The sequence below is a fragment of the Rhodococcus sp. 05-2256-B1 genome (assembly GCF_002258465.1).
GTDB lineage: Bacteria > Actinomycetota > Actinomycetes > Mycobacteriales > Mycobacteriaceae > Rhodococcoides > Rhodococcoides fascians.
The window spans coordinates 142,411-165,345 of the sequence record NZ_NOZA01000027.1; the positions used below are offsets into that span (position 1 = coordinate 142,411).

A 22,935-nucleotide genomic window follows, 5' to 3' on the forward strand; every position below is an offset into this window, starting at 1 on the left:
ACAGGCCCTTCCACCAGCGCGGGAACAAGGGCGCGCTCAAAATCGTTCCTCCGCGACGCGCCAAGACCGGACCCGGATATGCCTTCCGTACTACGACGGGTCATACTTCTTTCTGTGACGAGCGCTGTAGGGACTCAAGGATCGGCAATCACCCAACGCGTGCACTCGCTGAACCGTCCCAATATGGTCAGCGTCGGCACGATCGTGTGGCTGTCGAGTGAACTCATGTTCTTCGCCGGGCTGTTTGCGATGTACTTCGTCGCACGCGCGCAGGCGAATGGAAACTGGCCGCCGGAGCCGACCGAGCTGAACCTCGGGCTGGCTGTTCCGGTGACGGCCGTGCTGATCGCTTCTTCGTTCACCTGCCAGCTGGGCGTGTTCGCTGCCGAGCGTGGCGACGTGTTCGGGCTTCGTCGGTGGTACATCGTCACCCTGGCAATGGGCGCGTTCTTCGTCGCCGGTCAGGGATACGAGTACTACCACCTGGTCCACGAGGGCACGACGCTCTCGAGCAGCGTGTACGGCTCGGTCTTCTACATCACGACCGGCTTCCACGGTTTGCACGTGATCGGCGGACTCATCGCCTTCGTCTTCCTGATCACCAGAACCCTGGTCAGCAAGTTCACGCCCGCGCAGGCCACCGCCGCCATCGTCGTTTCGTATTACTGGCACTTCGTCGACATCGTCTGGATTGCCCTCTTCGCGACGATCTACTTCATCCGCTAGTGACAGTCAGCAAGCCACAGATATCGAGCGAACGGATTCAGCCCCCGACGTTCGGCCCGTCCCGACACGACAAGGGATAGAAGATGAGTACATCTCCCCCAGCAGCAACCGACGACACTTCGGCCTCGAAGGCGCGACGCAAGCGTAAGACGCGTCGACGCGTCACCGGTGCACTCGTTCTGATGATGGGCCTTCTGAGCGCGGGTTTCCTCGCGTCGGCCCTGACGCCTACACCCCAGGTTGCAACAGCCGATACCGATTCCGCGGCGCTGATCCGCGAAGGCAAGCAGCTCTACGACACGTCGTGCGTGACGTGCCACGGTGCCAATTTGCAGGGTGTTCAGGATCGCGGACCGAGCCTCATCGGTGTCGGTGAAGCTGCCGTCTACTTCCAGGTGTCGAGTGGCCGTATGCCGGCTGTTCGCAACGAGGCACAGGCACTGCGCAAGCCGCCGAAGTTCGACGACAAGCAGATCGACGCGCTCGGTGCTTACATCCAGGCCAACGGCGGCGGCCCGACGGTCATTCTCGACGAGAACGGTGAGGTGGCGCAGGAGTCGCTTCGCGGCGACGACATCGCCCGAGGCAGCGAGCTGTTCCGCTTGAACTGCGCGTCCTGCCACAACTTCACCGGCCAGGGCGGCGCACTGTCGTCGGGCAAGTTCGCGCCGGACCTCGGGCCTGCCAACGAGCAGGAGATCTACACCGCGATGGTCACCGGTCCGCAGAACATGCCCAAGTTCTCCGACCGTCAGCTGACGATCGAGGAGAAGTCGGACATCATCGCCTACGTCAAGTCGGCCCAGGAAACCAAGGCTGCAGGCGGCTGGGGTCTCGGTGGCTTCGGTCCCGGTACCGAGATGATCGCCCTGTGGGTTGTCGGAATCGCCGCTGTCGTCGGCGCAACATTGTGGATCGGAGCTAGATCATGAGCGACGGCGATTCCGGCCGTAAGGACGCCGACAACACCGACGGCACCAATGCCGAGGGTGTGAATCCCGACAAGAAGTACACCGACGAGGAGTTGGCAGCGCTCAGCCGGGACGAGTTGGTCGAACTCGGCACCAATCTCGACGGTGTGGATGTCGCATTCCGTCGCAATCGCTGGGCTGTGGAAGGTACTCGCGCCGAGAAGCGCGCAGAGCGCAGCGTGGCGATCTGGTTTGCCATCGCCGGCCTGTCGGCAGTCGCGTTCATCGGCGTCTACCTCTTCTGGCCTTGGCAGTACGCAGGCATCGGTGACGACAACTACAACCTGTACTCGCTGTACACGCCGCTGATCGGCGGAACGATGGGTCTCGCGATCCTCGCCGTCGGCGTCGGTGCCGTGCAGTTCACCAAGAAGTTCATCCCCGAAGAGGTCTCCATCCAGGACCGCCACGACGGAAGTTCGTCGGAAACGGACCGCAAGACGCTGGTCGCCGAGCTGGGCGATTCGCTCGACACGTCGACCATCGGACGACGCAAGGTCATCAAGCGTTCGCTTCTGTTCGGCGGCGGCGCTCTCGGCGTCATGGCACTGCTCCCCCTCGGCGGCCTCATCAAGAATCCGTGGGCCAAGGGCGAAGATTCTCCGTTGTGGGTATCCGGCTGGACGCCTCGCTACGATGGAGAGACGATCTACCTCCGACGAGACACCGGGCGACCGGAAGATGTTGTTCTCGTACGGCCCGAGGACTTGGACGCTGGTGCCATGGAAACTGTCTTCCCGTTCCGCGAGGCGGACCGCGAGAGCGAGCACGACCTGCTCATGTCACTCCGCGGTATCCGTAACGCGGTCATGCTCATCCGTTTGCGTCCCGACGACGCAAGCACGGTCATCAAGCGCAAGGGCCAGGAGAGCTACAACTACGGCGATTACTACGCCTACTCCAAGATCTGCACGCACCTGGGTTGCCCGACATCGTTGTTCGAGCAGCAGACCAACCGCATTCTCTGCCCTTGCCATCAGTCGCAGTTCAACGCGCTCGAGTACGGCAAGCCGATCTTCGGACCGGCTGCGCGCGCGCTGCCTCAGCTTCCCATCACAGTCAACGAGGAGGGTTACCTAGTGGCACAGCACGACTTCCACGAAGCACTGGGTCCCGCCTTCTGGGAACGTCGACCGGAGCGTGATTCATGAGTCCTTCACTGCAAACCCTCGCCGCCAAGCAGGCGGACGACGTAGACAGTCGTTACCACTTGGCACCAGGTTTGCGCCGCCAGATCAACAAGGTGTTCCCCACCCACTGGTCGTTCCTGCTCGGTGAGATCGCGCTGTACAGCTTCGTGATCCTGCTGATCTCCGGCGTCTTCCTCACCCTGTTCTTCGATCCTTCGCTCAGCGAGGTCGTCTACCAGGGCGCGTACACCCCGCTGAACGGCGTGACCATGTCACGTGCCTACGCGACAGCACTCGACATCTCGTTCGAGGTGCGCGGCGGTCTGTTCATGCGCCAGATCCACCACTGGGCAGCACTGATGTTCGCCGCGTCGATCATCGTGCACATGATGCGCATCTTCTTCACCGGTGCGTTCCGTCGTCCCCGTGAGGCCAACTGGGTCATCGGCTGCCTGCTGCTGATCCTGGCGATGTTCGAGGGCTTCTTCGGATACTCGCTCCCCGACGATCTGCTCTCGGGCACCGGCCTCCGCGCCGCGTTCTCCGGAATCACGATGAGCATCCCGATCGTCGGCACCTGGATGCACTGGTTGATCTTCGACGGGGACTTCCCCGGCACGATCATCATTCCTCGCCTGTACGTGGCGCACGTGCTGCTGCTACCGGCCATCATCCTGGCGCTGATCGCAGCTCACCTGGCTTTGGTCTGGTACCAGAAGCACACGCAGTTCCCCGGACCCGGTCGTACGGAAACCAACGTCGTCGGCGTTCGTATCCTCCCGGTCTTCGCCGTCAAGTCCGGCGCGTTCTTCGCCGTGACGTTCGGCGTGATCGCCGCCATGGGCGGACTGCTGCAGATCAACCCGATCTGGGCGCTCGGTCCGTACAACCCGTCTCAGGTGTCCGCAGGTTCGCAGCCCGACTTCTACATGATGTGGACCGACGGCCTGGCGCGTCTGTGGCCGGCATGGGACATCTACATCGCTGGTCGCTACACGATTCCTGCAGTCTTCTGGGTGGCCGTGATCATGGGCCTCGTCTTCACCGTGATGATTGCCTACCCGTGGATCGAGAAGCGTCTCACCGGAGACAACGCACACCACAACCTGCTGCAGCGTCCCCGCGACGTGCCGGTCCGTACTGCAATCGGCGCAATGTCCATCGCCTTCTACGTCGTTCTGACGCTTTCGTGCGTCAACGACCTGATCGCGTACAAGTTCGACATCTCGCTCAATGCGATGACGTGGATCGGTCGAATCGGAGTGCTCATTGCTCCGCCGATCGCATACTTCGTCGCGTACCGGTTCTGCATCGGCCTACAGCGCAGCGACCGGGCAGTTCTCGAGCACGGCATCGAAACCGGAATCATCAAGCGACTCCCGCACGGCCAGTACGTGGAAATCCACCAGCCGCTCGGACCGGTCGACGATCACGGTCACCCGATCCCGCTCGATTACCAGGGTGCAGCGGTCCCCAAGAAGATGAACAAGCTCGGTTCTGCCGGCAAGCCCGGCTCGGGTTCACTGTTCACCCCGGACCCCGTTGCGCAGAGCAAGGCCCTCGAGGATGCACTCCACAAGGGCGAGCACGAGCAGCTGGCAATGCTTCGCAACTACCAGGCGGGCATTCTGGGCAATGGCCACTCGAACGGCAACGGTCACGCCAACGGCAACGGCCATACGAACGGCAACGGTCACGCCAACGGCAACGGTCATTCCAATGGCCACGCCAACGGCAACGGCCATGCCAACGGGCACGAAGACACCTCGATTTCTTCGGGTCGTCAGGACAGCGATCGCGATCACTGAGTCCTGACAACGCATTCCGCTGAAGGGCGGCACCGGCAACGGTGCCGCCCTTCTTCGTGTGGTGGCGGTGCTACCCGCTCGACACATGTCCGGAGACGATCCGGCTGGATCTCCATCGGTCCGCGGGAGTCCTGTGAACGGAGGCCGCAACTCTCACAGGCTCCACTCCCCTTCCCCGCCCGAGGACTGCCGATTCAGAGCGCGGTAATGCTCGAGTCGGAGTCGGCACTCACCTGCCGGTAGCCTGCAGACCCATCGGTGACGAGCATCGGCCCGGTCGGCCTCGACCGGTATTAGTATCGGTGTATGGTCCGTATCCCACTCAGTCCCGGTGAACTCGCGCGTGGTGCTCGCTTGGGCACAGCTTTGCGCCGTTTCCGGGGTAGCCGGACCATGACCGAGGTTTCCGACGCCGCCGGCATCTCCGTCGAAACGCTCAGAAAAATCGAGACCGGGCGTATCGCAACCCCGGCATTCTTTACCGTCGCCGCACTGTGCACTGCGTTGGAGATCTCACTCGATGCACTGCTCGAATCCACGACGGATGTGTCGTCGACCCTGCGGGAGGCAGACGCGTCCTGACTGGTTCGGATCCGCGCCGTGGTCTTCCGGGACGTTCATGCGTTCCAGTCCATGACGAAAGACCGGGGTGCGGCCGGTCTCTGACCGACCCGCAGTAGGTAGGCGTGGTGCTTCTCAGTCGATCGGCGAGACCCTGATGAGGTTGCCGTCGGGGTCCGCGATCACGAAAGTGCGGCCGAAGACGGCGTCGTGTGGCTTCTGCACTACGGTAACTCCTTTCGCGACCCAATCGGTGAATATGTCGTCGACTGCTTCCGATGGGCCGGGCACCATGAGTCCAATCTCGCTCATGCGGGGTGTGCTCGGTACAGAGTGCTCGGCGTAGCCCGTCCACAACGCGAGCAGTACACCGGGGGCAACGTCGAAAGCAACATAGTGGGGACTCGTGAAGGTCGGTTCGATCTCGAACAGGTCGCTGTAGAAGGCGGTGGCGGCCGGGGTCTCCCGGACGCCGATCAAGAACAGGTTCGGTGCAGGCATGGAGGGCTCCTGATCGAAGCACTCACACCAGCCGCAGCTCGCGAACGCATCGGTCAGCTCGCCACAGTTCTGGCCGAAAAGCACTCGACCCCCGCCGGCTGACCCGGTCGGAATGCCCCGGCACTCGAGCGATGTCCCCGGTGTGCACGTCCCAGCACAGAAAAGGGCCCCGACCGCTCTCGTGAACGATCGGGGCCCACTTCGGGTGTCTACAAATCAGTGGCGTTCGGCACCGATGTGGTACTCGAAGACCAATCCAGCGGCCGAGGCGATGACGCACACGACGCCCAGAGCGATCAACCAGGGCTGGAAGAAGGCAAAGCCCAGAGCGGTGATCGACGCCGCCACGGCCAGCACGAACGGCCAGAAGCTGCCGGGGCTGAAGAAGCCCAGGTCGCCTGCGCCGTCACTTACCTCGGCGTCGTCGAAGTCTTCGGGCCGAGTGTCGAGCCGTCGAGCTACGAATCGGAAGTACGTTCCGACGATCAGCGTCAGGCCGACCGACAGGAAGATCGCCGTTACGCCTGCCCACTCGACGCCGGTTCGGCTCAATCCTGTGAACAGCGCATACACGATGCCGACCAGGAGGAAGAAGACCGTGAGGATCTCGAAGATCTTCGCTTCGATTTTCATATCAGCATGCTTCCTTGGTCAGTTGCCTTCGGCGACGGTGGCGGTACGGACGGTGCGATCGGTCTCGAACGGCGAGGTGCTGGTTGCGAGCGGGCTCTCGCCGATGGCTTCGAGTGCCTGCGCGTTGGTCAGCGCTTCGCCACCCTCGGACAACGGCTTGCGCAGCTCGATGTACTGCTCGAACTTGTCCGGAGACACGGCGCGAACCTCGAAGTTCATCATCGAGTGGAAAGTGCCACACATCTCCGTGCATCGACCGACGAACGAACCTTCGCGCTCGATTTCGCTGATCTGGAACACGTTGTCGGAATGGTTCTCCTCAGGGTTGGGGAGAACGTCACGCTTGAACAAGAACTCCGGAACCCAGAAGCCGTGGATGACGTCCGAGGATGCCAGCACGAATTCGATGCGCTTTCCGGTGGGAAGGACGAGCACCGGAATCTCGGCGCTGGAACCGACCGTTTCGATCTTGTTGTAGTGCAGGTAGGACAGATCCTGGGGAATTGCACCGTGGATCGCGCCGGGCACGAACTCGCCGTCCTCGCTACCCTCGGCACCTTCACCGGGAGTTGCGGCGGCTTCCGCGGCGGCCTGCTCCTCTTCGTCGGTGCCCTCGTACTTGGCAGCACCGTCCTTGAGGTCGATGGTCCGGTATCCGAACTTCCAGTTCCACTGGTATGCGGTCACGTCGACCTGGACGTCGGGATCTGCCTGCTTCTCGTCGACGTAGTTCTGCACCACGACGGTGAAGTAGAAGAGCACGGCGATGATCACGAACGGAACCGCCGTGTAGAACAGCTCGAGCGGAACGTTGTACGCGGTCTGACGCGGGAACTCCGGGGAGCTCTTCTTCTTACGGTGGAAGAGCACCACCCAGAAGATCAAGACCCACACGACGATGCCCATGACCAGGGCGGCGATGACCGACCAGGTCCACAGGTCGCCGATGCGTCGTCCCTGCGGAGTGACGCCCGAGGCGAAACCGAAATTGAGTACGTTGTCACTGCTGATGGAACAGCCCGACAGCATCAACGCGGCTACACCGAGAAATGCTGTCAGCCCCGCTCGCCGAAGGATCCGACTATGCGCCACGTTCACGCCTTCCTGATTGCCCACCACTGAAGAATAAGGGCTTCCACATGGAGATGCCCGAGTACTACGCAGCGTAGACCAAAGCTGACGCGGAGCCACCCTTGGGTCGTTACCTAGGTTCGAGCGTGTCTGCGGCATACTCGGTTGCTGATCGACCGTCCCGCTGACGACACGCGGAGATCCGGCCCCCGGCATTGTCCCCAACTGCGAGAAGAGGTAGCAGACGCTGTGTGTGGACTGCTCGGAGTACTGACATCTCACGGAACGACCGCCGCCGGCGTCGAGCTGGTGAGCTCGGCGACTCACTGCATGCGCCATCGAGGCCCGGACGAGCCCGGTGGCACCTGGCACGACGACGACGTCGTATACGGCTTCAATCGACTCTCGTTCATCGACATCGAACACTCGCATCAGCCGATGCGGTGGGGACCTCCGGGTTCACCCGACCGGTACGCGTTGGTGTTCAACGGCGAGATCTACAACTACCTCGAGTTGCGTGCGGAGCTCGCGCGCGATCACGGTGCAGAATTCGCCACCGAAGGTGACAGCGAGTCGATCGTCGCGGCATTTCACTACTGGGGCGCTTCCGCCGTGCAACGTCTGCGAGGAATGTTCGCCTTTGCCATCTGGGACACCGAGACGCGCGAGCTGTTCATCGCGCGCGATCCCTTCGGCATCAAGCCGCTGTTCTACGCCACGGGCCCGGGTGGAACCGCGTTCGGCAGTGAGAAGAAAAGCGTTCTCGAACTGATGGAGCTGCTGGGCGTCGATCTCGACCTCGACCCGCGGGCCATCGAGCACTACACCGTGCTTCAGTACGTCCCCGAACCGGAGACGCTGCACGCGGGGATCAGGCGGCTCGAGTCGGGTTGCTACGCCACCCTCTCCCCCGGTACGCCGCCGAAGATCACCCGATACTTCACACCGACGTTCCCGGTGAAGCCCTTCGCTCCCGGCAGCGAGAAGGCTCGCTACCAGGAGATTGCCGAGGCGCTCGAAGATTCGGTCGCCAAGCACATGCGAGCCGACGTGACCGTCGGTTCCTTCCTCTCGGGCGGCATCGATTCCACGGCCATCGCGGCACTGGCGATTCGACACAATCCGAACTTGATCACCTTCACGACCGGCTTCGAGCGCGAGGGTTACTCCGAGGTCGACGTAGCAGCGGAGTCGGCAGCCGCGATAGGTGCTCGGCACATCGTGAAAGTGGTCGGACCGGAAGAGTTCGCGGCGTCCATTCCCGAGATCGTCTGGTACCTGGACGACCCGGTGGCCGATCCGGCGCTCGTACCGCTCTATTTCGTTGCCAAAGAAGCCCGCAAACACGTCAAGGTCGTGCTGTCCGGAGAGGGTGCGGACGAACTGTTCGGCGGCTACACCATCTACCGCGAGCCGCTGTCGTTGAAGCCGTTCGAGTCGCTGCCTGCGTTCCTGCGCCGAGCAGCCGGATCGTTGAGCGAGCGCATTCCCGAGGGCACGCGCGGCAAGAGCTTGCTGCACCGAGGATCGATGACCCTCGAGGAGCGCTACTACGGCAACGCACGCAGCTTCAACGACGCGCAGTTGCGATCGGTGCTGCGTGAGTTCCGTTCGGAGTGGACGCATCAGGACGTCACCGCGCCCATCTACGCGCAGTCGCAGGGGTGGGATCCCGTGGCTCGTATGCAGCATCTGGATCTGTTCACCTGGCTTCGCGGCGACATTCTGGTCAAGGCCGACAAGATCACCATGGCGAACTCGCTCGAGCTGCGCGTCCCGTTCCTCGATTCCGAGGTCTATCGCGTGGCAGAGAAGTTGCCGCTGGAGCAGAAGATCACCAAGAGCACTACCAAATACGCGCTGCGCCAGGCGCTGGAAGGCATCGTTCCCGGTCATGTGCTGCACCGCGCCAAGCTCGGTTTTCCGGTGCCACTGCGCCACTGGCTGCGCGGTACCGAACTCTTCGACTGGGCTCACCAGCAGATCGCCGAGTCACAGACCGATCACCTTTTGAACAAGGCAGCCATCGTCGCCATGCTCGACGACCATCGAGCAGGCAAATCGGATCACAGCCGTCGCCTGTGGACGCTGCTCATCTTCATGGTGTGGCACGGGATCTTCGTGGAGAAGCGCATCGTGCCGCAGATCGCCGAGCCGGAGTACCCGGTCAACATCTGACTGGTACACCCGTCTCCCCCGGGATCAATGTGGATTTCAGTCGCTCAGATTGCAACAAAGCCGCATTGATCCCGCTGAGGGGAGCCGATCTCAGGCGGGCAGCAACGCGCCGATCTCCTCGCCGGCTTCGGCACCGTACGCCGCGCTCAGGCGTTTGATCGCGTCGTCGCGGTTCAGACTCCATTCCTGCGTTCCGGTGGTCTCGAGGACCAGCACGGCAACCAGAGAACCGAGCTGAGCAGCTCGTTCGATGCTCGCTCCGGCGAGGTGGCCGGTGAGGAACCCGGCACGGAACCCGTCGCCCACTCCGGTGGGATCGACCTTGCTCGTCTCGGGCACGACACCGATGTGGGTGTGCTTCCCACCCTTTTCGACGATGTCCACGCCCCGCTTGCCCAGCGTGGTGACCCGCAGGTCCACCTTGTCCGCGATATCGGCGTCGGACATCCCGGTCTTCTGCTTGAGCAGTGCCCATTCGTATTCGTTGGTGAACAGGTAGGCCGCCCCGTCGATCAGGTCGGTGGCCTGTGCGGCGTCGAGTCGCGCGAGTTGCTGGGACGGGTCGGCGGCAAAGGGAACACCTGCTGCGCGGCACTGGTCCGTGTGGGCGGTCATCGCATCCGGATCGTTGGCCCCGATCAGCACGAGATCGAGCTTGTGCTGCGCGGCCAGCGCATCGATGGAGATGTCGCGGGCTTCGCTCATGGCACCGGGATAGAACGACGCGATCTGCGCCATGTCCTCGTCGGTGGTGCAGACGAAGCGTGCCGTGTGCGCGGTGGCAGACACGCTGACGCCACTGCAATCGACTCCGTGCTCTTCGAGCCAGGTCCGATACTCGGCGAAGTCCGGCCCCACGGCTCCGACGAGGAGCGGAGAGCCGCCGAGGACCCCGAGCGCGTAGGCGATGTTTCCGCCCACTCCCCCTTTACGGATGACCAGGTCGTCCACCAGGAAGCTCAGCGAAATGTTCGCGAGCTGATCGGCGACGATCTGCTCGGCGAACCGACCGGGGAATCGCATCAGATGGTCGGTTGCAATCGAGCCGGATACCGCGAGAGTCACGAAGAAGGGCCTTTCGGAGTGAAGTTCTGGATGATCGACGAGCAGACACGACTGTGACCGATACACGAATACGTGTATCGGTCACAGTCGAGAGCGAGTCAGCTCAGTTGAACGAGTCGCCGCACGCGCACGATCCGGTCGCGTTCGGGTTGTCGATCGTGAAGCCCTGCTTCTCGATCGTGTCCACGAAGTCGATGGATGCACCCTCCACGTAGGGAGCGCTCATCCGGTCGACTGCGAGGGTGACGCCGCCGAAGTCGACCGCGAGGTCGCCGTCGAGGCTTCGATCGTCGAAGAAGAGCTGATAGCGCAGTCCTGCACACCCACCGGGCTGTACAGCGATGCGCAGCGCGAGGTCGTCGCGGCCCTCTTGATCCAGCAACGCCTTGGCCTTGGCCGAAGCGGTCTCCGTCATGGTGACCTTGTGCGCCGTGGTTTCGGTCGTTGTGGTCTCATTCGAAACGGTCATGGGCTCTCCCTATCAGTCGTACCAGACCCGTGAACAAACTCAACCGTACTCCGGGTTGCTCTATTCCTTGCGCGCGCCGCCCCTGTTCGAGGGCCCGGCAACAGCACTCCCCGCCACGTGCGCGGCCAGCTTTTCGAGCTGATTGGCCGCATCGGTCATGGCCACCTCCACAGACCCGGCGAACTCGCTGATCGAGTGAGCGGCCGAGATACCGGCCGACGCCAAGTCGTCCTTGCTCAACGTCACCTGGCCGGCGAGCACCACGGTCTCGATTCCGGTGGCACCGCCTGCAGCGGCGATTCTGGTCACCAACTTGCCTCGCAGCGACTGCGAATCGAACTTTCCCTCCCCGGTCAACACCAGGTCGACGGAGTCCAGGAGTTCCCGCTGACCGGTTCGTTCCGCCACCACGGCAGCACCCGGCACCTGCCTGCCACCGACGGCGAACAGGGCCGCCCCCATCCCGCCCGCGGCACCCGCACCGGGACGGTCTGCCACGTCGTGGCCCGCAGCCGACAGAACGGCAGCCCAGTCGGCGTTCAGTTCTTCGAGTCGCTCGACCGTCTCGGTATCGGCACCCTTCTGCGGCCCGAACACCCGAGCAGCACCGGCATCGCCGAGCAGGGGGTTCTCCACGTCCGACGCGGCGACGAGGTCGATTCCCGAGAACCGTTCGATTGCCGACCCCAGCCCGCCGAGTGCGCGGATCATCGCTCGTCCGCCGTCGGTGCAACTGCTCCCGCCGAGTCCGACGACGATCGACGTGGCACCACTGTTCAACGCCTCGCTCAGCAGCTGGCCGACGCCGTAGCTGTTCGCCTTCAGCGCCGACTGCGGAGTCAGCGGACCGTCGACGAGGTGCAGCCCGCAGGCCTGAGCCGATTCGATGTACGCCACCGTGCCGTCGAGCAGCCAGCGGGCCTGCACCGGCGTCCCGAGCGGTCCGTCCACGTCGGCGACGTGGATTGTGCCGATACGCGAGGCCAGTACCTCGACGAACCCCGGTCCACCGTCGGATTGGGGTGCCAGTTCCAGCTCGTCACCGCTCCGGACGCCCGCCCATCCTCTGGCAATGGCGGCGGCTGCATCTGCGGCTGTCAGGGTGTCCCCGAAGGAGTCCGGCGCAATCATCACTCGCATTCTCGGAAGTGTAGGACCGCAGTGCCCGAACAGCATCCGGTGCTGCGCCGCTGACCTGGCCGGTGTTCGAGTGCCTCCGCTCATCCCATACTCTGGTTGCGTGAAGCTGCTACGCCGTGGAAACTCTGACAATTCGGACGGACAGGACTCGAACGAGCCCGAGTCGACTGTGTCCGCCGGCGAGGCGACCTCGCCGGTGTCTCTCGGCAAAGGCCGACCGACCCCCAAGCGCCGTGACGCCGAGGCCCGCCGCCGCGGGCCGGTCGCTCCGGCTCCCCTGACGAGCAAAGAGGCACGAGAGCGCCGCAAGGCGAACAAGGGCAGCAAGGAAGACCGTAAGGCTGCCTCGAACGAACGGCGTGCAGCAGCTGCGGAGCGTCGGGCGCGCATGCTCGCGGGCGACGACAAGTATCTGCTGCCTCGCGACAAGGGCCCGGTGCGTGCCTACGTTCGCGACATCGTCGATGCGCGGCGCAATCTGGTCGGCTTGTTCATGCCGCTCGCTCTCATTCTCATCTTTGCGCTGTTCCTGCAGCCGCAGGTACAGCAGTACGTCACTCTCGGCATGTTCGTGATGATGCTGTTCATGGTCGGCGAGGGCATCTACCTCGGCAAGATGATCAACAACCGCATTCGCGTCCGGTTCCCCGACACTCCCGACGGCGGCTTCAAAATCGGCTGGTACGCCTTCGTACGGGCGTCGCAGATTCGGAAGATGCGTGCCCCCAAGCCGCGAGTGAGCGCCGGCGAGGCCGTCTGACGTCGGTGGCCGTGCCGTCTCGAACGCTCGTCCTCGGCGGAGCCAGATCCGGTAAGTCCGCGCACGCAGAATCGTTGGTCACGACCCGCCCGGTCCGTTACGTCGCGACCGGACAGCGCGATGCGTCCGACGAAGACTGGGAGCAGCGCATCGAACTCCATCGTGCGTCGCGTCCGCCCGAGTGGACCACGGTCGAAACCGTCACCGGGCTGGCGGCGGTGGTGGCTCAGCCCTGGGGCGGCACCACGATGGTCGACGATCTGGGCACCTGGCTGACGGGAATGCTCGACGACGCAGCGGCCTGGGACCTGCCTCGCGGGACGATTGCTCCGGCCGTGGACGACTTGATCGCGGCGGTCTCGGACTGCAGGTCGACTCTCGTGATCGTCAGCCCCGAGGTCGGCATGTCCGTCGTTCCCGAGTCGCGTTCGGGTCGACTGTTCCGTGACGAGCTCGGTGTCCTCAATGCGCGTCTCGCGCACGTGTGTGACAGGGTTCTGCTGGTCGTCGCGGGCCTCGCGCTGACCCTCAAAGAACCACCGGCGGATTCCCTGACCGCGAAAGGCCCAGTGTGACAACTCCTGTGGACGAGATCCCGGCAGCCTCACCGTTTCGACCGGTGCCTTCGCCGTCCGATTCCGCGCGGTACGAAGCTGCCGAGCGGCAAGGTCGGTTGACCAAGCCGGCCGGTAGCCTCGGCCGTCTCGAGACGCTCGGCGAGTGGATCGCCGCCTGCCAAGACGTCAGTCCGCCGACGTCCTTCGAGCGCGTCCGTGTCGTCGTCTTCGCCGGCGACCACGGCGTCGCCGCTCATGGAGTGTCCGCCTACCCGCCCGAGGTCACGGCGCAGATGGTCGAGAACATTCGCGCGGGCGGTGCTGCGGTCAACGTCCTCGCGACCATCGCCGGGGCCACTGTTCGGGTGGTCGACATCGCTGTCGACGCCGACACCGATCCGTCGGTGTCGGCCTTCAAGATTCGGCGCTCGAGTGGTTCCATCGACCGCGAGGACGCACTGAGCGAGGACGAGGTGCGCGCCGCCGTCGCCGCCGGCGCTGCCATCGCGGACGAGGAGGTCGACGCTGGTGCGGACCTTCTCGTCGCAGGCGACATGGGCATCGGAAACACCACGCCCGCAACCGTATTGATCGCCACCCTCACCGATGCCGAACCGGTCGCTGCCGTCGGCCGCGGCACCGGAATCGACGACGCCGGGTGGATCAGGAAGACCGCTGCGATCCGGGACGCGATGCGGCGGGCTCGGCCGGTCGCCAAGAATCCCACCGACCTGCTGCGGGTGGCCGGTGGTGCCGACATCGCTGCCCTCGCCGGCTTCCTCGCGCAGGCGGCGCATCGGCGTACCCCGGTGATCCTGGACGGTCTCGTCGTCACAGCAGCAGCACTGGTGGCGGAGGACGGTGCGGCCGGTGCCAGCGCCTGGTGGGTCGCCGGGCATCGTTCGGCCGAGCCCGCCCATTCACTTGCCTTGCGGCACTTGCGACTCGAGCCGTTGGTGGAGCTGTCGATGCGACTCGGTGAAGGCTCCGGCGCGTTGACGGCCTTGCCGCTCGTTCGTGCGGGAGTCGACACGTTGAATTCGATGGCAACGTTCGCCGACGCCGGCGTCAGCACCGGCGACCCCGAAGTCCGCTGACCGTGAGGCTGCGGGCCGAGGGTCTGGTGCTCGCGTTCTCGTGGTTGACGGTGCTGCCCGTGCGTGGCCCGTCGCAGGTCGACAGGATCCGCGCCGGTCGCGCGATAGCGCACGCTCCCCTGGTCGGTCTCGTCCTCGGGTGCGTGTGTTCGGCACTGCTGTGGGCGACGACGGTTGCCGGGCTGTCGGCAATCCTGTGCGGCCTCATCGCCGTTGCCGCCGCCGCGCTGCTGACGCGCGGGATGCATATCGACGGGTTGGCCGACACCGCCGACGGGCTCGGCTGTTACGGCCCGCCCGAACGTGCGCGGGAGGTCATGAAGTCCGGTAGTGCCGGACCGTTCGGGGTGGCGGCCATCGCTTTGACGTCGGCGATTCAGGCCGCGAGTCTGGGTCAACTCGCGCAGGAGCGACTGTGGTGGGCTGTCGTCGTGGTCGCGGTGACTGCCCGGGTGGCGGCAGTCCTGGCCTGCCGCAAGGGAATCGACGCATCGACGTCGGGCGGCTTCGGCGCCCTCGTGGCCGGAACGCAGTCCAACGCCGTCCTGACGCTGTGGGTGATTGCGGCAGCAGCTGCGTCGGTCTTCGCGCAACCCGATCGACCCTGGCAAGGGCCGCTGGTCGTCGTCGCGGTCCTGACACTGTCGGTGTTTGCCGTTCGACACTGCGTCCGACGCTTCGGTGGCCTCTCGGGCGATGTTCTCGGTGCCGCAATCGAGACCACTACGGCGTCGGCCGCGGTGGGCCTGTTGATCGGCAGCTGATCAGCGGAGCTTGGTCATCCAGCCGTGGGTATCGGCGAAGGTGCCGCGCTGGATGCCGGTGAGGGTGTCTCGCAGTGCGAGCGTGATCTCACCGGGTTCTCCGCCTGCGATCTCGAAAGAACCGTCGGTGGATTTGACGCTGCCCACCGGGGTGATGACAGCTGCTGTGCCGCAAGCGAACACCTCGGTGATCTCGCCCGCTTCGGCACCCTTGCGCCACTCGTCGGTGGAGATCCGTCGTTCTTCGACGGGGATGCCGGAGTCCGTCGCCAAGGCCAACAGCGAGTCGCGCGTGATTCCGGGAAGCAGCGATCCGGACAGCGAGGGCGTCACCAACCGGGCGTCGGAACCCGAGCCGAAGACGAAGAACAGGTTCATGCCGCCCATCTCTTCGACGTAGCGGCGCTCGGTGGCGTCGAGCCAGACCACCTGATCGCAGCCCTCGTCGCTGGCCTGCGCCTGCGCGAGGAGGGAGGCGGCGTAGTTGCCTGCGAACTTCGCGGCACCGGTGCCGCCCGGTGCTGCGCGGACGTATTCGGTGGACAACCACACGCTCACCGGTTTGACGCCACGTGGGAAGTACGCGCCTGCGGGTGAGGCGATCAGCATGTAGCGATACGCGTCGGCGGGGCGCACGCCCAGACCGGCTTCGGTGGAGAACATGTAGGGCCGTAGATAGAGCGCGTCCTCGCCGCCCGCCGCCGGGACCCACTCGTGATCGAGCTCGAGCAGCTTCTCGATAGAGCCGATGAACAACTCGTCCGGCATCTCGGGCATGGCGAGCCGCTTGGCCGAGGTACGGAATCGTTCGGCGTTGGACTGCACCCGGAACGTGGACAGATCGCCGTTGGGCTGGCGGTAGACCTTCAGGCCCTCGAAGATCGCTTGGCCGTAATGCAGGACCATCGCCGCGGGGTCGAGCTCGATCGGACCGTACGGGGTGATCCTCGCATCGTGCCAGCCGCCGTCGCGGGTGTAGTCGATGCTGACCATGTGGTCGGTGAAGTGCTTTCCGAATCCGGGCGCAGCAAGTACCGCGTCACGCGCCGCGGAGGTTGCGGGCGAAGGATGCTGCACATACGTGAATTCGGAAACACCTGTCATGCCGGGAATCCTATCGTGGGGTTCGTGGCGGTCTCACGCGGTCACCTGGTCTTGGCGACGACGAACGGCGGTGCGACCACTTCGCAGCGCAGGGCGCGGCCTCGAACGTCGACCTCGACCTCCGAACCCACCGCGGGAGCGGCCTGCGCGTCGAGGAGTGCAAGGGCGATACCGACCTTGAGAGTGGGCGAGAAAGTGCCGGAGGTCGTCGTTCCGAGATCGCGTCCCGACGCGCGCACGGTGAGACCGGGGCGTAGAACGCCGCGATCGAGAGCTCTGAGCCCGCGCAGAATCCGTGCCGGACCGTCTGCCTTCTGGGCGGTCAATGCGTCCTTGCCCCAGAACGAGTCCTTGTTCCACCCGATCGCCCAGCCGCATCGTGCTTCGAGGGGCGAGATGTCCTGCGCCAGTTCGTGTCCGTGCAGCGGGTACCCCATTTCGGTGCGCAGCGTGTCGCGCGCTCCGAGCCCGCACACCTGACCGTCCCGAGACCGCACCGCAGCCAGCAGCGCCAGGAACAACGGTTTCACGTCGTCGGCAGACGGGATCAGCTCGTAGCCCTGTTCGCCGGTGTAACCCGTGCGGCAGACCCGGACAGGCAGCGAGTTCCAGGTGGCGTCCTCGAATGCCATGTAGTCCATATCGGTCGGTAGACCCAGTTCCTGCAGAACCTCGGACGCCTTGGGCCCCTGCACGGCCAGCACTCCGAACTCGCGGTGCCGGTTCACCACCGAGACCCCGGCGGGGGCAGCGGCAGCCATCGCGTCGACCACAGCTGCCGTGTTCGCAGCATTGGGTACCAGAAACACGTCCTCGTCGGAGACGAAGTAGGCGATCAGGTCGTCGACGACGCCACCGGACTCGGTGCAGCACAGCGTGTATTGCGCTTTGCCCGGTTCGATCCTGGCCAGGTCGTTGGTGAGGACGGAGTTCACGAATGCGGCGGCCCCGGGGCCGGTCACCGACGCCTTGCCGAGGTGGCCGACGTCGAACAGACCCACCGTTTCACGCACTGCCGTGTGCTCGACGACGACGCCGGCGTACGAGACCGGCATGGTCCATCCACCGAACGGTGCGAACGTCGCGCCGAGTTCGGTGTGCACGGCGTGGAGTGGTCCTTCGATCAACTCGGTGTCGGTCATGGCGGCCACGCTAGCTCACCTTGCGGAGCGTCTCAGGTCGGTCGCCCCGGTACGTCCCTCGATCGTCGACGCCGCCGACCGTCATTAGGATCGAGGGACATACACGTCAACCCCTACAGGAGCAGCCACGTGCCTTCCCCCTCGACGCTCACCCGCACTCTCGGACCCGACCTGGTTCTCGCGGGCAAGCTCGGTAAGAAAGTCGACGTACTCGTCGTCGCATTGAGCACGAGTGACGACGGCCTCGAACTCTCCATCACCGACGACATTTCCGACGATGCGATCGCCACCGAATTGCTCGACGCGTTCGAAGCCGTCGGTGCCACCGGCAAGGCCGACGAAGTAGTGCGTATTCCGGCTCCGGCCGGTCTGGCCGTGGCGAGTGTGTTGGCCGTGGGCCTCGGCAACGCCGCCGACATCGACAGTGAACGCATTCGTCACTCGGCCGGCACCGCGGCTCGCGCGCTGTCCGGTGTCGAGACGGCGGCCACGACGCTCTCGGCGCTCGATCTGGGTGCGGCTGCCGAGGGCTTCTTCCTCGGCGCGTACCAGTTCGCCGAGTTCAAGTCGGCTCTCTCGGCACCGAAGCCGTCTGCGCTTCCGGTGACTCGCATCGAGTTGTTGGTGCCCGACACTCGCTCCAAGGATGCCAAGCGCGAATTGGAGAGGTCGATCGCGATAGCCGAATCAGTGGCTGTCGCAAGGGATTTCGTCAACACTCCGCCCAGCCATCTCTACCCGGAGGAGTTCGCGGCTCAGGCCAAGGCGCTGGGCAAGGCGGCCGGCCTCGAGGTCGAGATTCTCGACGACAAAGCCCTCGAGAAGGGTGGCTACGGCGGCATTCACGGAGTGGGCAAGGGATCGTCCCGACTGCCTCGGCTCGTGCGCCTGACGCACTCGGGAGGCAAGCGCGGCGCGAAGAAGGTTGCCCTCGTCGGTAAGGGAATCACGTTCGACACCGGCGGCATCTCCATCAAGCCTGCTGCCGGCATGGAGAACATGACCTCGGACATGGGCGGTGCGGCAGCGGTCATCGCCACGGTGGTGCTCGCCGCCAAGGTCGGTCTGCCGCTCGACGTCATCGCCACCGTCCCGATGGCGGAGAACATGCCGTCGGGCACCGCTCAGCGCCCCGGCGATGTGCTCACCCAGTACGGCGGCATCACCGTCGAGGTGATCAATACCGACGCCGAGGGCCGCTTGGTACTCGCCGACGCGATCGTGCGGGCCTGCGAGGACGATCCGGACTACCTGATCGACACCGCGACGCTGACGGGCGCTCAGGTCGTCGCACTCGGCAACAGGACTCCCGGCGTGATGGGTACCGACGACTTCCGCGACCGCGTCGCAGCAATCTCGCAGGCGATCGGCGAGAACGGATGGGCCATGCCGTTGCCGAAGGAGATTCGCCGCGAACTCGACTCCAAGATCGCAGATCTCGCGAACGTCACCAACGGTCGAGCAGGTGGCATGCTCGCGGCCGCTCTGTTCCTGAAGGAATTCGTCGCCGAGGGCGTGGAATGGGCTCACATCGATGTCGCGGGCCCGGCATACAACACCGGTGGTCCGTTCGGCTACACCGGCAAGGGCGGCACCGGGGTTCCGGTCCGAACCATGTTCGCGGTTCTCGAGGACATCGCCGACAACGGCTGATCGTCTCCCGTCCGTGCGCGAGGCCCCATGCCCTCGCGCACGGACGGCGTCAGCTGTCGCGCTGCTGTTGTTCGCGCTGCCGAATCAGCTTCTGCCGAGCGTCGTGATCACGCATCCGCTGCGGATAGCCCGTCTTGCGGACGTCGTACACCGGAATCTTCAGGTCCGATCCGATCTTTCGTACATATTTTTCATCGAGCGGTCGACGCGTCCACTCACCGTCGTTCGCGACCAGAACCACCGTGAGCGGCGTGACCGTCGTTTTGGGTTCCACGTAGGCCTCGACGCCGATTCGTGTCGAGGTCCAATCGGCCAGGTACTGGGCAACCGAGCCTTCGGGTGCCCGTTTCGCGCCCCCACCGCTCGACTTGAATCGATCGAACAATCCCACGCGAACTCCTCTTTCGTACGGCCGGCGAAGTCCGAGTTTCGGTGCCGGATCTTTGTTACCCACCAGTTCGACAGGCGTGTTGCACGCCCTAGGGGAACGGCGAGGCGACATCAATGGAAGGATGACATTAGAGGGTTCAGCTCTCTTGATTGTGAACCAAGGCTCGTGAAGTGAGTAAGTGAGTTGCCGAGAGGGAGTGTCGACGTGGGCGCTGGATCGAGCCGAACGTGCTCGGTGAGTGTCGATCGCACCGGTGCCTCCGTCGAACCGAATCACCCAACTCTCGTCCATGAACCCTGTTCCGCCAGCACAATGGTCTGCGACCACAAGTCGTAAGAACTACATCACCCGCATACAACTGTCGAGGAGTCAACAGACATGGCCTTCTCCGTCCAGATGCCAGCTCTCGGTGAGAGTGTCACCGAGGGAACTGTCACGAGGTGGCTCAAACAAGAAGGCGACACCGTCGAAGTCGACGAGCCATTGCTCGAAGTCTCCACGGACAAGGTCGATACCGAGATCCCGTCGCCTGCTGCCGGTGTTCTCACCAAGATCGTCGCTCAGGAAGACGACACCGTCGAGATCGGTGGCGAGCTCGCTCAGATCGGTGACGCGGACGAGTCCTCCTCGTCCGACGCACCCGCCGAGGATGCCGCTCCCGCCGAGGAATCGGCACCGGAAGAGCCTGCCGAGGAGCCCACTCCCGCAGCCGAGCCCGAGCCGCAGGCCGAGCAGGAAGCTCCCGCAGCGAGTGCCTCTTCCAGCTCCTCCGACTCGTCCGGATCCGGCACCCCGGTGACGATGCCCGAGTTGGGTGAGTCCGTCACCGAGGGCACCGTGACGCGCTGGCTCAAGGCCGTCGGCGACGAGGTTGCAGTGGACGAGCCGCTGCTCGAGGTGTCCACCGACAAGGTCGACACCGAGATCCCGTCTCCGGTCGCAGGCACCCTGCTCGAGATCTCCGCCGAGGAAGACGACACCGTGGCCGTCGGCGGCCAGCTTGCAGTCATCGGTTCCGGCTCACCCGCCGAGAAGGCCCCCGAGCCCGAGGCAAGTCCGGAGCCCGAGGCTCCGAAGGCCGAAGAGCCCAAGGAAGAGCCGAAGCCCGAGCCGAAGCAGGAAGCCCCCAAGAAGGAAGCTCCCAAGGCCGAGCCGAAGCCTGAGCCGAAGCAGGAAGCCCCCAAGGCCGCTCCCGCGAAGGAATCGGCACCGTCGGGCGATTCGAGCCCGTACGTGACTCCCTTGGTCCGCAAGTTGGCGTCGGACAACGACGTCGATCTGTCGTCCGTCAAGGGCACCGGCGTGGGTGGACGCATCCGCAAGCAGGACGTTCTCGCTGCAGCCGAGGCCAAGAAGGCTCCCGCTGCTCCGGCTGAGGCCGCGGCACCCACCGCAGCGTCGAAGCCCGCAGCACCGGCGACCGCGGGAGTTCGTCCCGAGCTCGCACACCTGCGCGGCACCACGCAGAAGATCAACCGAATTCGTCAGATCACCGCGAAGAAGACGCGTGAGTCGCTGCAGACTTCTGCTCAGCTGACGCAGACCTTCGAGGTCGACGTGACGAAGATCGCCGGCCTGCGTACCAAGGCGAAGGCGAAGTTCGCCGAGAACGAGGGCGTCAACCTGACGTACCTGCCGTTCTTCGCGAAGGCGGTCGTGGAAGCACTCAAGGCTCACCCGAACGTCAACGCCAGCATCAACGAGGACGCGAAGGAGATCACGTACCACGCCGATGTCCACCTGGGCATCGCGGTGGACACCGAGCAGGGCCTGCTCTCCCCCGTCATCCACAATGCCGGCGACCTGTCGCTGGCCGGACTGGCACGCGCGATCAACGACATCGCCACTCGCGCCCGTTCGGGTGGGCTCAAGCCCGACGAGCTGTCCGGTGGCACGTTCACGATCACCAACATCGGCAGCCAGGGCGCGCTGTTCGACACCCCGATCCTGGTTCCGCCGCAGGCGGCCATGCTGGGTACGGGTGCGATCGTCAAGCGTCCCGTCGTCGTCAAGGACGACTCGGGCAACGAGTCGATCGGTGTTCGCTCGATGTGCTACCTGCCGCTCACCTACGACCACCGGTTGGTGGACGGAGCCGACGCAGGACGCTTCCTGACGACCATCAAGCAGCGTCTCGAAGTGGCATCGTTCGAGGCCGATCTGGGTCTGTAGACAACCGGCGAGTGTCGCGCCACGTATTCTCGTAGGAGCGCGAAACATTCGCATCGGGGTCTGGTTCACCAGGGGCACGGACAGAGCATCCGGGGCATCATTCGTTCGCGAATGGTGCCCCGGAGTGCGTCAAGGAGGCTTTCGTTCACATGCGCGTAGTCATTGCAGGTTCATCAGGCTTGATCGGCACAGCTCTCGTTGCAGCTCTGCGCGGCCGCAGCCACGACGTCACCAGACTGGTCCGACGCTCACCGGCGGGACCGGACGAGTCGCAGTGGGACCCGTCGCACGGCAGTATCGACCCCGCTGTGCTGGCCGGTGCCGATGCGGTCGTCAATCTGTGTGGTGTCGGCATCGGCGACAAGAGATGGTCCGGTGCGTACAAACAACTGGTACGCGACAGTCGCATAGCGCCGACCGAGGTGATCGCGTCGGCGGCGGCCGACGCGGGTGTCCCCACCCTGATCAATGCCAGCGGCGTCAATTTCTACGGTGACACCGGCGACCGCGTGGTCGACGAGACTGCTCCGGTAGGAGACGGATTTCTTGCCGAGGTGTGCCGAGACTGGGAGAACGCCACGGCTGCGGCGTCGGAGGCCGGAGTTCGTACGATCCTGTTGCGCAGCGGTGTGGTGTTGTCACAGCGCGGCGGAATGCTGGGCAAGCTTCGCCCGCTGTACCTGTTCGCGCTCGGTGGTCGATTGGGCAGTGGCCGTCAATACTTTCCATGGATCTCGTTGGAAGACGAAATCGGTGCCATCGTCCACGGTATCGAGAACGATGCGTTGCGCGGACCGGTCAACATGGTCGGGCCGACGCCGGTGACCAACGCCCAGTTCAACAGTGCGATGTCCCGAGCGGTGCATCGTCCGGCACCATGGGTGGTGCCCGGGTTCGCCCTGAAGGCGGTCATCGGAGAGTTTGCCGAGGAGGCGATCCTCACCGGGCCGCGAGCCATTCCGAAGGCACTCGAGGACGCCGGCTACACCTTCGAGCACAACACCGTGGGCGAAGCACTGCGGGTGGCTGTCGGCTCATGACC

General features: G+C 64.5%; 22 protein-coding genes. 13 read left to right on the plus strand and 9 right to left on the minus strand.

Going from position 1 to position 22,935, the window contains the following annotated elements; translation table 11 throughout:
* Positions 1 to 114: 114 nt before the first annotated feature.
* The 5 genes from ctaE (at position 115) to CH285_RS16155 (ending at position 5,217) form a co-directional block, all read left to right on the plus strand.
* Positions 115 to 726: an aa3-type cytochrome oxidase subunit III gene (gene ctaE, locus CH285_RS16135; protein ID WP_027497380.1), complete on the plus strand. Its 612-nt coding sequence runs from the start codon at positions 115 to 117 to the stop codon at positions 724 to 726.
* Positions 727 to 809: 83 nt separating this feature from the next.
* Entirely contained in the window at positions 810 to 1,658 is an 849-nt protein-coding gene (gene qcrC / locus CH285_RS16140; RefSeq protein WP_027497381.1) for a cytochrome bc1 complex diheme cytochrome c subunit, read from the plus strand.
* Entirely contained in the window at positions 1,655 to 2,848 is a 1,194-nt protein-coding gene (gene qcrA / locus CH285_RS16145) for a cytochrome bc1 complex Rieske iron-sulfur subunit (protein WP_230074373.1), read from the plus strand. The genes qcrC and qcrA overlap by 4 nt, the downstream gene beginning before the upstream one ends.
* On the plus strand, positions 2,845 to 4,635 hold the full coding sequence (qcrB, locus tag CH285_RS16150; protein WP_032368115.1) for a cytochrome bc1 complex cytochrome b subunit: 1,791 nt from the start codon (positions 2,845 to 2,847) through the stop codon (positions 4,633 to 4,635). The genes qcrA and qcrB overlap by 4 nt, the downstream gene beginning before the upstream one ends.
* A 306-nt stretch (positions 4,636 to 4,941) precedes the next feature.
* Positions 4,942 to 5,217: a helix-turn-helix domain-containing protein gene (locus CH285_RS16155; RefSeq protein WP_032370291.1), complete on the plus strand. Its 276-nt coding sequence runs from the start codon at positions 4,942 to 4,944 to the stop codon at positions 5,215 to 5,217.
* 114 nt (positions 5,218 to 5,331) lie between these two features.
* Here the strand turns inward: CH285_RS16155 and CH285_RS16160 are convergent, their stop codons facing one another.
* The 3 genes from CH285_RS16160 to ctaC all read right to left on the minus strand — a co-directional run bounded on the left by CH285_RS16160 (position 5,332) and on the right by ctaC (position 7,428).
* Positions 5,332 to 5,697, minus strand: coding sequence for a VOC family protein (locus CH285_RS16160; RefSeq protein WP_094644278.1), 366 nt, complete (start codon positions 5,695 to 5,697; stop codon positions 5,332 to 5,334).
* 216 nt (positions 5,698 to 5,913) lie between these two features.
* Positions 5,914 to 6,330: a cytochrome c oxidase subunit 4 gene (locus CH285_RS16165; RefSeq protein WP_027497386.1), complete on the minus strand. Its 417-nt coding sequence runs from the start codon at positions 6,328 to 6,330 to the stop codon at positions 5,914 to 5,916.
* 18 nt (positions 6,331 to 6,348) lie between these two features.
* Positions 6,349 to 7,428, minus strand: coding sequence for an aa3-type cytochrome oxidase subunit II (ctaC, locus tag CH285_RS16170; RefSeq protein WP_027497387.1), 1,080 nt, complete (start codon positions 7,426 to 7,428; stop codon positions 6,349 to 6,351).
* 222 nt (positions 7,429 to 7,650) lie between these two features.
* On the opposite strand from ctaC, the gene asnB reads away from it, so the two are divergent.
* Complete coding sequence (asnB, locus tag CH285_RS16175; RefSeq protein ID WP_094644279.1) at positions 7,651 to 9,579, plus strand: asparagine synthase (glutamine-hydrolyzing); 1,929 nt, start codon at positions 7,651 to 7,653, stop codon at positions 9,577 to 9,579.
* A gap of 90 nt (positions 9,580 to 9,669) precedes the next feature.
* Here asnB and CH285_RS16180 read toward each other — a convergent pair whose 3' ends face one another.
* From CH285_RS16180 to CH285_RS16190, 3 genes are all read right to left on the minus strand, one after another.
* A complete protein-coding gene (locus CH285_RS16180) occupies positions 9,670 to 10,644 on the minus strand; it encodes a carbohydrate kinase family protein (protein WP_027497389.1) in 975 nt (324 codons plus the stop codon).
* A gap of 103 nt (positions 10,645 to 10,747) precedes the next feature.
* A complete protein-coding gene (locus CH285_RS16185; protein WP_027497390.1) occupies positions 10,748 to 11,113 on the minus strand; it encodes a HesB/IscA family protein in 366 nt (121 codons plus the stop codon).
* Between the two features lie 60 nt (positions 11,114 to 11,173).
* The gene (locus CH285_RS16190; RefSeq protein WP_057473482.1) at positions 11,174 to 12,253 is read right to left on the minus strand and encodes a glycerate kinase family protein; all 1,080 of its coding nucleotides are present in this window, start codon (positions 12,251 to 12,253) and stop codon (positions 11,174 to 11,176) included.
* Between the two features lie 100 nt (positions 12,254 to 12,353).
* Here CH285_RS16190 and CH285_RS16195 point away from each other — a divergent pair, with 100 nt between their 5' ends.
* Genes CH285_RS16195 through CH285_RS16210 form a run of 4 tightly spaced genes read left to right on the plus strand, consistent with a single transcriptional unit; the run spans position 12,354 to position 15,431 of the window.
* The gene (locus CH285_RS16195; protein ID WP_027497392.1) at positions 12,354 to 13,013 is read left to right on the plus strand and encodes a DUF3043 domain-containing protein; all 660 of its coding nucleotides are present in this window, start codon (positions 12,354 to 12,356) and stop codon (positions 13,011 to 13,013) included.
* Between the two features lie 5 nt (positions 13,014 to 13,018).
* Entirely contained in the window at positions 13,019 to 13,588 is a 570-nt protein-coding gene (gene cobU / locus CH285_RS16200) for a bifunctional adenosylcobinamide kinase/adenosylcobinamide-phosphate guanylyltransferase (protein WP_032368122.1), read from the plus strand.
* 44 nt (positions 13,589 to 13,632) lie between these two features.
* The gene (gene cobT / locus CH285_RS16205) at positions 13,633 to 14,667 is read left to right on the plus strand and encodes a nicotinate-nucleotide--dimethylbenzimidazole phosphoribosyltransferase (RefSeq protein WP_230074370.1); all 1,035 of its coding nucleotides are present in this window, start codon (positions 13,633 to 13,635) and stop codon (positions 14,665 to 14,667) included.
* Positions 14,668 to 14,669: 2 nt separating this feature from the next.
* Positions 14,670 to 15,431 (plus strand): adenosylcobinamide-GDP ribazoletransferase, encoded by a 762-nt coding sequence (locus tag CH285_RS16210; protein ID WP_027497395.1) that lies wholly within the window; start codon positions 14,670 to 14,672, stop codon positions 15,429 to 15,431.
* Here the strand turns inward: CH285_RS16210 and CH285_RS16215 are convergent, their stop codons facing one another.
* Entirely contained in the window at positions 15,432 to 16,535 is a 1,104-nt protein-coding gene (locus tag CH285_RS16215; protein WP_027497396.1) for a branched-chain amino acid aminotransferase, read from the minus strand.
* 41 nt (positions 16,536 to 16,576) lie between these two features.
* Positions 16,577 to 17,677, minus strand: a complete 1,101-nt coding sequence (gcvT, locus tag CH285_RS16220; RefSeq protein ID WP_027497397.1) for a glycine cleavage system aminomethyltransferase GcvT — start codon at positions 17,675 to 17,677, stop codon at positions 16,577 to 16,579.
* 129 nt (positions 17,678 to 17,806) lie between these two features.
* On the opposite strand from gcvT, the gene CH285_RS16225 reads away from it, so the two are divergent.
* Positions 17,807 to 19,330 carry a leucyl aminopeptidase gene (locus CH285_RS16225; protein WP_027497398.1) on the plus strand — a complete coding sequence of 508 codons (1,524 nt, stop codon included), beginning with the start codon at positions 17,807 to 17,809 and terminating at the stop codon, positions 19,328 to 19,330.
* 49 nt (positions 19,331 to 19,379) lie between these two features.
* Here the strand turns inward: CH285_RS16225 and CH285_RS16230 are convergent, their stop codons facing one another.
* Complete coding sequence (locus CH285_RS16230; RefSeq protein WP_027497399.1) at positions 19,380 to 19,721, minus strand: hypothetical protein; 342 nt, start codon at positions 19,719 to 19,721, stop codon at positions 19,380 to 19,382.
* 378 nt (positions 19,722 to 20,099) lie between these two features.
* On the opposite strand from CH285_RS16230, the gene sucB reads away from it, so the two are divergent.
* Both sucB and CH285_RS16240 read left to right on the plus strand, forming a co-directional pair.
* Entirely contained in the window at positions 20,100 to 21,893 is a 1,794-nt protein-coding gene (gene sucB / locus CH285_RS16235) for a 2-oxoglutarate dehydrogenase, E2 component, dihydrolipoamide succinyltransferase (protein ID WP_027497400.1), read from the plus strand.
* A 149-nt stretch (positions 21,894 to 22,042) separates the two neighbouring features.
* Positions 22,043 to 22,933 carry a TIGR01777 family oxidoreductase gene (locus tag CH285_RS16240; RefSeq protein ID WP_027497401.1) on the plus strand — a complete coding sequence of 297 codons (891 nt, stop codon included), beginning with the start codon at positions 22,043 to 22,045 and terminating at the stop codon, positions 22,931 to 22,933.
* Positions 22,934 to 22,935: the final 2 nt, after the last annotated feature.